This window comes from Phenylobacterium sp. (assembly GCF_030651755.1).
Taxonomy (GTDB): Bacteria; Pseudomonadota; Alphaproteobacteria; order Caulobacterales; family Caulobacteraceae; genus Phenylobacterium.
This window is the reverse complement of the sequence record NZ_JAUSBZ010000127.1, coordinates 1-8337: the sequence shown is the minus strand read 5'-3', so window position 1 is coordinate 8337 and position 8337 is coordinate 1. Positions and strand designations below refer to the sequence as shown.

Genomic DNA, 8337 nt, shown 5'->3' with positions numbered 1-8337 from the left:
TCAGATCCGCCCTGTCAGGGCCGCAAGGGTGATCCGCCAGCGCTTGCCCATAGGCGAAGGTTCCTGGCCCCTGCCATACGCCCTGGCCAGCACCCCATGGGCGCCGGCCGGAAAGGCGGCCACGCCCAGCCCCTTGGCCTGGCTCCGCAGGGGCGCGGTCATGGCGGCCGGAAGCGGCGGTTCCCCGGAAAGCCTGCGGCGGCCAAGCGCCCAGAGGGCGCCAGCGGCCTCGGCCCGGTCACCCTCTTCACCGCCTGCGAGGATCAGCGCCGCCAGCCGCGCGGCCGTCCCGGCCGTCTCCCGGGCCAACAACAGGGCCTCGGCGCCGTCGAGGGGTTCTGGATCTAGCTGGCGATAGCGGGCGTCAATCATGGTCTCCAGCAGCCCCTTCGGCAGGCCGCGGCGGGCGATGACCCCAGCGAGCGCCACCGCAGTGGGATGACGGCGCACGGGGCCGGCCCCATAGGCCTCGTCCAACACCTCCCGCCACCAGGCCAGGCGGATCTCGCCCAGCAGGGCGTTGGACGCCACCCGAGGCGCGCGGGCCAGTTCATGATCGTAGGCGTAGAGGGCGATGACATCGGCCCTGGCCTGCGGCTCGGCGATCAGGCGGCTGGACAGCCAGCGGTCTGGGTCCACCCGCGCGACCAGGGCGTCCAGGTCGTCCGCTGGCGGTGAGTCGTCTTCGTCCATGAGGTCCTAGAAATAGAAAGGACCCGCCTGAGCGGCGGGTCCTATGGTCCTGTGGTGTCGAGGGCCAGTCTAGCCGAAGATGGTCTGGTTCATGGCCATGGTGACCAGCATCGGCAGCGAGAGCAGCGTGTTGGTGCGCGAGAACAGCATGGCGGTGCGGCCGGCCTTGGCCTTGGCCGCGTCATCAGCCTCGACCATGCCCAGCGCGATCTTCTGGTTGGGCCAGATGAACATCCAGACGTTCATGAACATGATCAGGGCCAGCCACATGCCCACGCCGATGAAGGTGTGTTGAGCCGCGACGAAGCCGCCGACGGCGCCAAGGCTCAGCGCCTCGAGCAGATAACCGCGGCTCCAGGCCAGGGCGAGACCGGTGACCACGGTGAACAGAGCGGCCCAGCGGAACCAGAACAGCGCCTCAGGGGCGATGTACTTGCTGACCGCCGGCTTCAGCTCGGCCGGAATGTCGGGCATTTTGCGGATCTGGACGAAGTTGAAATAGTAGAGCAGCCCGATCCAAAGGATGCCGGTGACCACGTGGGTCCAGCGGAGAACCGCCTGGACGAAGATGACATCGGCGTTCCCGTTGTGGACCAGATAGCCGACGATCATGACGAGCGAGAGCAGGAAGCTCACGATCATCGTATTGCGGAAGTTGGACAGCAGACCCTGCATTGCGTTTTCCCCGTTTCTGCCACTGGCCTATAGCCGCGCTCGACAGGGCGCAAGTCAGTGCTTGAAGGCCCCGGTCAAGGCGCAGCCTGACCCCATGACCTAGCTCACATGGCTATGAGGGCGCACGCAAGCCTGCGGCCCTGGGCGGTCAGGACATTATAGAGACGCGAGGCCGCTGCGGTGTCCATATATTCCAGCCCGATGCCGCCCTTCTGGAGGAGATCGCGCAAAGGCCTCGGCGGCAGACCGTTCACCGCGCCGGTCCCCAGCAACAGGAACTCCACCTCCCGGGCGCCGGCGGCGAACACCGGATAGAGGGAATCCGGCGTGACGTCGGCCAGCTGGCGGACGGGCCAGGCCACGGCGACGTCGGAGACGATCAACAGCGACCCCGGCCGCCAGACCCCCGACACGCGGAAGCCGCCGGGACCAAAGCTGTCCAGGCTGGGGGCGTCGCGGGCCACGCCCTAGGTGCGCACCGGCAGGGGCTCGGCCTCTTCCTCGCCCCGCTTGACGCCCCACAGAAGGATGATCGGAGCCGCCACATAGATGGAGGAATAGGTCCCGATCACCACGCCGAAGATCATGATTATCGAGAAGCCGAACAGGGTGGGGCCGCCGAATATGGCCAAGGCGCCCAGAGCCAGGATGGTGGTGAGGCCCGTGATGATGGTTCGTGACAGGGTCTCGTTGATCGTCAGATCGATCACCTCGGCCAAGGGCATCCGCTTGAACTTGCGCAGGTTCTCTCTGAGGCGGTCGAAGACGACGACGGTGTCATTCATCGAATAGCCGATGATGGTCAGGATCGCTGCGATGCTGGTGAGGGAGAATTCCAGGTCCAGCAGCGCGATGAGCCCGAAGGTCAGCACCACGTCGTGCAGCAGGCCGACAACGGCCCCGATTCCGAACTGAAGCTCAAACCGGAACCAGATGTAGATCAGCATCAGGGCGATGGCGAAGCCCAGGGCCAGAAGGCCATTCTGGAACAACTCCCCCGACACCTTGGGACCGACGACCTCGGTCTTGGCGAAGACCACCTCACCCAGGGCCGAGTTCAAGGCCGCCTTGACCTCTTCGATCGCCTGTTCCGAACTCTCACCTTCAGGGGTCTGGAACCGCACCAGGGCGGAGGACGGCGCGCCGAAGGCCTGCACCTGAACGTCACCGAGTTCCAGAGCCCCCAGTTCCGAACGGACACGGCTGAGGTCGACGGCCCGGGGGGCCGTGGAGATCTCCAGCAATGTGCCGCCCTTGAAGTCGATGCCGCAGTTCAGTCCGCCGCACGGCGGCGTCAGGGGATAGAGCGCCAGGAAGATCGACGCCAAGGCGGCGACCACCGAGGCGACACCGGCATATTTGGCGAAGGCGACGAACCGGAAGTTCGTCATGGCGGGCAAAATTTTGATCAGGGGCCACATGGTTCGTAACCTCAGACGATCGGCAGGGTCTTGGGCCGCTTGGCCCGGAACCACAGGGCCAGCAGGACCTGGGTGACGAGCACCGCGGTGAAGACCGAGGTGAGGACGCCGATCGACAACGTCCAGGCGAAGCCACGGACAGGGCCCGAGCCGAACTGGAACATGATCAGGGCGGCCAGAATGGTGGTCACATTGGCGTCGATGATGCTGCTCATGGCCTTGGAAAAGCCCGCGTCCATCGCTGCGATGGCGTTTCGACCGGCCCGTATTTCATCTCGCATCCGTTCATAGATCAGCACATTGGCGTCGACGGCGACGGCCAGGGTCAGGATCAGGCCGGCGATCCCGGGCAGGGTCAGGGTGGCCTGGGTCACCGACATGATGGCGATGATCATCAAGGCGTTGACCAGCAGGGCGATCACCGAAATGCCGCCGAACAGGCCGCCATAGGCGAACACCATGAACACCAGAATGGTGATGAAGCCGATCGTTGTGGAAATTTGGCCGGCTCGCACGGCGTCGGCCCCGAGTTCAGCCCCAACGGTCCTCTGCTCCTCGACCGTCAGCGGGGCCGGCAAGGCGCCCGCCCGCAGGAGCACAGCCAGGTCGTTGGCGGTTTGAGGGGTGAAGCTGCCGCTGATCTGGCCGCTGCCGCCGGTGATGGCGCCGCGGATGACCGGGGCCGAGATCACCTTGCCGTCCAGGACAATGGCGAACCGCTGGCCGATGTTCTGGGCGGTGGCCTCGCCGAAGCGGCGGGCGCCGATGCTGTTGAAACGGAAGTTGACCACGGCTTCGCCGGTCTGGGAGTCGAAGCCCTGGCTGGCGTCGGTCAGCATCTCGCCGGAGACCAGCGCGCGGCGGCGCACAACGATGAACGGGCTCATCCCGTCCTCGCTGGGTAGAACCTCCGAGCCCGGGGGCGCGCGGCCTTCGGCGGCCGCAGCCATATCGGCGCTCTCGTCCACCATCTGGAAGGTCAGCTTGGCGGTCTGGCCAATGACGTTCTTCAGCCGCTCAGGGTCGCTCTCGCCCGGCGCCTGGACCACGATCCGGTCGACCCCCTGGCGGATAATGGTCGGCTCGCGGGTGCCCAGTTCATCGATACGGCGACGGATGATCTCAATGGACTGCTCGACGGCCTTGGCCGCCTCGGCGTTCATGGCTTCCTGCACAAAGGCGATGCGGATGCCCGAGGGGCCGTCATTGCGCACGGTGATGTCCCGGCCGCCCGGCGTGCCGGCCAGGGCGGTTCCGAGGCTGGTGCGCAGCACCCGAGCCGCATCGTCGCGGCGGGCCGGGTCGGTGACCCGCAGGGTGATCTCGCCATTCAGCTGACGCAGCTCGGTGAAGGCGATGCCCTCACCGTTCAGGGTCACTCGGGTGTCTTCCAGCGTATTGACCAGCCGTTCGGCGCGCAGGGCCTCAGTATCCACCTCAAGCAGGAGGTGGGAGCCGCCCTGCAGGTCGAGACCCAGGTTCAGCTGTTGACGCGGGAAAAACCCCGGCATGGACGCCAGGGTCTGCTGCGGCAGCAGGTTCGGAAGCGAGAAGAGGACGCCGAAAATCACCGCCAGAACGACGGCGATGATCTTCCAGCGCGACAGGGTCATCATGAGGCGAGACCGCCCTTATGTTGGCGCAGCAGCAATCAGGACTTATGCGATCAGGACTTGGAGTCGTTGGCCGGCGCCGGTTCGCCCCGGACCCGGACCTCGGCGATCATGGTCCGAACGACCTTGACGGTCACGCCCGTGGCGATTTCAAGGCCAACTTCCTTGTCTTCGACCCGCACGACCTTGCCCAGCATGCCGCTGGACAGGACGACGGAGTCGCCGCGCTTGAGTTCAGCGACCATCTTCTGGTGCGCCTTCATCCGCCGCTGCTGCGGGCGGATCATCAGGAAGTAGAACAGGACGACCAGCAGGATCAGCGGCAAAAACTGGACGATCATATCCATCGGGCCTGCCGCGGCGGCGGCGCCGGCGGTCTGGGCGTAGGCGGGGGTGGCGAACATGGCCTCTCCGGCAGTGGGTCAAGGGCCGGTGCGTCGACCCCTCTCTTTAAGTCGGCGGAAGCTATGCGCTGGCGCCCCCTTTTGCAATGCGAGCCCGAAGGCTAAGCACCCAAAGCATGGATCAAGACCTCCGCCCCCTGCTCATCCGCATCGCCGAAGCCCTGGAACGGTTGGCGCCGCCCCCCCCGCCCGCCCTCGACTTTCAGGATGCGCGGCTGTTTCGCCATGATCCGGAGACTGGCGGTTTCCACCCGGCGCCGGACTATCCCCTGAGCCTGGAGGCTCTGGTGGGAATCGAGCGGCAGAAGGCCCGCTTCCTTGAGAACCTGGAGCGGTTCGCTCAGGGACTGCCGGCCAACCATGTGTTGCTGTGGGGCGTTCGCGGCACGGGCAAGAGCTCCATCGCCAAGGCGGCCTTCATGACGGTGGCCGCAATGCAGGACGACCTGAAGCTGGTGGAGGTCGACCGTGATCAGGTCACAGCGCTGCCATCCCTGTTCGACCAGCTACGCGGGCGACCTGAGCGGTTTGTGGTGCTGTGCGACGACCTGTCGTTCGAGGAAGGCGCCGCCGCGGCCAAGGCGCTGAAATCCGCCCTGGAGGGCGGCGTCTCCGGCCCACCGGCCAATGTTCTGTTCGTCGCCACGTCCAACCGCCGCCACCTGATGCCCCGGGGCCACCAGGAGGATCGCGGCCTGATCGCCACCGCCGAGGACGCCGAGGAGGAGGTCAGCGTCTCCGACCGGTTCGGCCTGTGGATCGGCTTCCCGCCCATGGACCAGCCCACCTATCTGCAGGCGGTCAGGGCCTATGCCGAACGCCATGACCTCAGCGATCCGGACCTGGACCGTCGCGCTCTCCAATGGGCGCAGCTGCGCGGGGCCCGCTCGGGACGCGTCGCCTGGCAGTTCATCCGCGACCTGGCCGGGGCGCAGGGAAAGTCCCTGCCCCTCTGAGCTCAGGCGCGACGCCGCGCCCCTACTGAGGCAGGACCAGCATCGGGTCGATGGGCCGGGCGCGGTCCTGCGGGGTCGGGGCGAAGCGGACCTCGAAGTGCAGCTGCGGCTCGCCCACCTCGCCGGTGGCGCCGGCCTGGCCGATCTGCTGACCCTGGGTGATCTTGTCCTGCATCTTCACGTCAATGCGGGCAAGGTGGCCATAGGCCGTGACCCAGCCATCGGCATGCTTGATCAGCACCAGATTGCCAAAGCCCGGCACCTGATCGCCGGCATAGACAACATCGCCAGCCGCTGAGGCGCGCACCGTCTCGCCGGAGCGGGCGCGAATATTCACCCCATCATTGCGCTGGCCAGTGCCCTTGGGGCCGAAGGTCGAAAGGATGTCGCCGCGCAAGGGCCAGATGAACCGCCCGCGTCCCAGCTGGGAAATCTGCGCATCAGCCGGCGTCCGGGCGCTGGGCACAATGGCCGGCGGGGCGGTCTGGGCGGGAGCCGGCGCGGGCGCGGGGGTTGGGGCCGGAGTCGCAGGACGGGGAGCCTGCGCGGGCGCGGGAGCCGGCGTCGGGGGCGGCGGGGCCGCCATGGGGGCTGGGGCTGGGGCCGCATAGCTGGTCACCGGCACGCGGACCGTGCTGGTGACTGGACCTGTGTCGCGGAAGCCCGCCGGCAGCAGCAGACGCTGGCCCGGACGAATGACATCAGTCAGCTGCATGGCGTTGGCGTCAGCGATCGCCTGGCCGGTGACGCTGAACCGCCGGGCGATGGCGAACAGCGTATCGCCGCTGGCCACCACATAGGCCTTGGTGGTGCTGGACGGGCCTCTGAGCACCTGACCAGGACGGATCACATAGTTCGGCGCGCTCAGATTGTTGTCGGCGGCGAGCTGTTCGCGGGTGGTGGAGAGCTTGCGCGCAATCCCATAGACCGTGTCTCCGGACTCCACCGTATAGCTTTGCGGCGGCCCGTCAGCGTCCACCACCTGGCCCGTGGCCGTGGTGCGGGTGACGGTCTCGAACTCCTGGGGCGGCGGCGGTGGCGGCGGATAGCTGTCGCCGGGGCGCGGCTGGGCCGAAGGCAAGGGGTCCAGGGGCCGGGACTCGATGGGGCTGGTCGGCTGGGCGCTGGGCGCGGTGGTGGTGTCCCCCGGTTGGATCACCGGCGGGGTGCCCTGCATGTCAGGCCCCTGGCGCACGGGGAAGTTGGGTCGAACCTGCTCGACCCCCTCGCTCTGATAGGTGGAACAGGCCGCCAGCACGCTGCCGGCGATCAGGACCAAAGCCGTACGGGAAAGGAAGTGCGTCATGGCCGCTCCGTGGGACAGGTTCGGACTCAGTCGGGGTCGCAGGGTTAATGGTGGGTTAAGGCCGACACCCAAGCCACCCCCCACAGTCAGAATTACCACGTCGCTCAAAGTTCGCGGGCGACGCCGTCAAGCAGCGGCACAAAGCGCACCTCACCCAGATCCTCCACTGCGAACCCGCCCTTCCCGTCGCCGCAATAGCGCCGGAGGATCTGGACGGGGCCGCGCCCGATCGGGGCGACAAGGAGGCCATTGGGCTTGAGTTGCGACAGCAGCGCCTTGGGCTCATCTGGGGCTGCGGCTGTGACCATAATGCGGTCGAAGGGCGCCTGTTCGGGCCAGCCCAGGCCGCCGTCCCCAAACCGGGTGATGACATTGGTCAGGCCAAGGGCCTTGAAGCGCGCCTCGGCCTCGGCGAGCAAGGTCCGGTAGCGCTCGACCGTGTAGACCAGCCGCGCCAGCTTGGAGAGGATCGCCGTCTGGTAGCCGGACCCCGTGCCGATCTCCAAGACCCTGGCCCGGGGCTCGATCTTCAGGGCCTGGGTCATCAGGCCGACGATGAAGGGCTGGCTGATGGTCTGGCCACAGGCGATGGGCAGGGCGGAATCCTCGAAGGCCCGCTCCTGGAACAGATCCGGGGTGAACATCTGCCGGGGCGTGGATTCCAGGGCCTTGAGCACCTTGGGGTCGCTGACGCCCTGCGAGCGCAGGGCCAGGACCAGGCGGGCCAGTCGCGTCTCGGGGCTGTCGTCGGGGTCCTGCGCCATCTCAGGCCTTTGGGGGAGCGCCGCCAAGCACTCCACGCATCTTGAAGACGGTTTCGGCGTGGGTCAGGTCGATGTGCAGGGGGGTGACCGAAATCTTGCCCTGATAAATGGCCCGCAGGTCGGTGCCGTCCGCCGGCTCGGAGCGCTCCTGGCGGAAGCCCATCCAGTAGTAGTCCCGGCCGCGGAGGTCGCTGCGCCGCTCGGCATGGCGCACCTGGACGTCGCGGAAGCCCTGGCGGGTCACCTCCACCTCGGTCACCTCTGCGGCGGGCCGGTTGGGGAAGTTGAGGTTCATGACCACGTCCTTGGGCCAGCCGATCTGCAGCAGGCGCTTGACGATGCCCGGGGCGAAGATCTCGGCCACCTCGAAAAACGGATCATTCGGCTTCATGCCCCCGGTCTGGGACAGCGCGATGGCCGGGACCCCCATGGCCATGCCCTCAATGGCCCCGGCCACCGTGCCCGACATGGTCACATCTTCCGCGATAGTGGCGCCCCGATTGAC

The 8337-nt window shown here is 67.1% G+C and carries 10 protein-coding genes; 1 reads left to right on the top strand and 9 read right to left on the bottom strand.

The genetic code is table 11. From position 1 onward, the window contains the following. The 6 genes from Q7V15_RS11800 to yajC all read right to left on the bottom strand — a co-directional run bounded on the left by Q7V15_RS11800 (position 1) and on the right by yajC (position 4749). Positions 1–693, bottom strand: coding sequence for a squalene/phytoene synthase family protein (locus Q7V15_RS11800; protein WP_304755779.1), 693 nt, complete (start codon positions 691–693; stop codon positions 1–3). Between the two features lie 69 nt (positions 694–762). Further along, the gene (locus Q7V15_RS11795) at positions 763–1368 is read right to left on the bottom strand and encodes a urate hydroxylase PuuD (protein ID WP_304755778.1); all 606 of its coding nucleotides are present in this window, start codon (positions 1366–1368) and stop codon (positions 763–765) included. Between the two features lie 104 nt (positions 1369–1472). Further along, positions 1473–1832 carry an MTH938/NDUFAF3 family protein gene (locus Q7V15_RS11790; protein WP_304755776.1) on the bottom strand — a complete coding sequence of 120 codons (360 nt, stop codon included), beginning with the start codon at positions 1830–1832 and terminating at the stop codon, positions 1473–1475. Positions 1833–1835: 3 nt separating this feature from the next. Then, positions 1836–2759: a protein translocase subunit SecF gene (gene secF, locus Q7V15_RS11785; RefSeq protein ID WP_304755775.1), complete on the bottom strand. Its 924-nt coding sequence runs from the start codon at positions 2757–2759 to the stop codon at positions 1836–1838. 41 nt (positions 2760–2800) lie between these two features. Continuing rightward, on the bottom strand, positions 2801–4405 hold the full coding sequence (gene secD, locus Q7V15_RS11780) for a protein translocase subunit SecD (protein ID WP_304755774.1): 1605 nt from the start codon (positions 4403–4405) through the stop codon (positions 2801–2803). Between the two features lie 50 nt (positions 4406–4455). Next, positions 4456–4749 (bottom strand): preprotein translocase subunit YajC, encoded by a 294-nt coding sequence (gene yajC, locus Q7V15_RS11775; RefSeq protein ID WP_304755781.1) that lies wholly within the window; start codon positions 4747–4749, stop codon positions 4456–4458. 173 nt (positions 4750–4922) lie between these two features. Here yajC and Q7V15_RS11770 point away from each other — a divergent pair, with 173 nt between their 5' ends. Continuing rightward, a complete protein-coding gene (locus Q7V15_RS11770) occupies positions 4923–5762 on the top strand; it encodes an ATP-binding protein (protein WP_304755772.1) in 840 nt (279 codons plus the stop codon). Positions 5763–5784: 22 nt separating this feature from the next. On the opposite strand, the gene Q7V15_RS11765 is transcribed toward Q7V15_RS11770, so the two are convergent. The 3 genes from Q7V15_RS11765 to Q7V15_RS11755 form a co-directional block, all read right to left on the bottom strand. Next, complete coding sequence (locus Q7V15_RS11765) at positions 5785–7068, bottom strand: LysM peptidoglycan-binding domain-containing M23 family metallopeptidase (protein WP_304755771.1); 1284 nt, start codon at positions 7066–7068, stop codon at positions 5785–5787. 104 nt (positions 7069–7172) lie between these two features. Beyond that, entirely contained in the window at positions 7173–7832 is a 660-nt protein-coding gene (locus Q7V15_RS11760) for a protein-L-isoaspartate(D-aspartate) O-methyltransferase (RefSeq protein ID WP_304755770.1), read from the bottom strand. A 1-nt stretch (position 7833) separates the two neighbouring features. Next, positions 7834–8337 (bottom strand): 5'/3'-nucleotidase SurE (locus Q7V15_RS11755; RefSeq protein WP_304755769.1); only part of this gene is annotated, 504 nt, incomplete at its 5' end.

Bases quoted from the DNA above. Each gene is read 5' to 3' on its own strand.
- Q7V15_RS11800 (WP_304755779.1), bottom strand. From the start codon at position 693: ATGGACGAAGACGACTCACCGCCAGCGGACGACCTGGACGCCCTGGTC.
- Q7V15_RS11795 (WP_304755778.1), bottom strand. From the start codon at position 1,368: ATGCAGGGTCTGCTGTCCAACTTCCGCAATACGATGATCGTGAGCTTC.
- secF (WP_304755775.1), bottom strand. From the start codon at position 2,759: ATGACGAACTTCCGGTTCGTCGCCTTCGCCAAATATGCCGGTGTCGCC.
- secD (WP_304755774.1), bottom strand. From the start codon at position 4,405: ATGATGACCCTGTCGCGCTGGAAGATCATCGCCGTCGTTCTGGCGGTG.
- yajC (WP_304755781.1), bottom strand. From the start codon at position 4,749: ATGGATATGATCGTCCAGTTTTTGCCGCTGATCCTGCTGGTCGTCCTG.
- Q7V15_RS11770 (WP_304755772.1), top strand. From the start codon at position 4,923: ATGGATCAAGACCTCCGCCCCCTGCTCATCCGCATCGCCGAAGCCCTG.
- Q7V15_RS11765 (WP_304755771.1), bottom strand. From the start codon at position 7,068: ATGACGCACTTCCTTTCCCGTACGGCTTTGGTCCTGATCGCCGGCAGC.
- Q7V15_RS11760 (WP_304755770.1), bottom strand. From the start codon at position 7,832: ATGGCGCAGGACCCCGACGACAGCCCCGAGACGCGACTGGCCCGCCTG.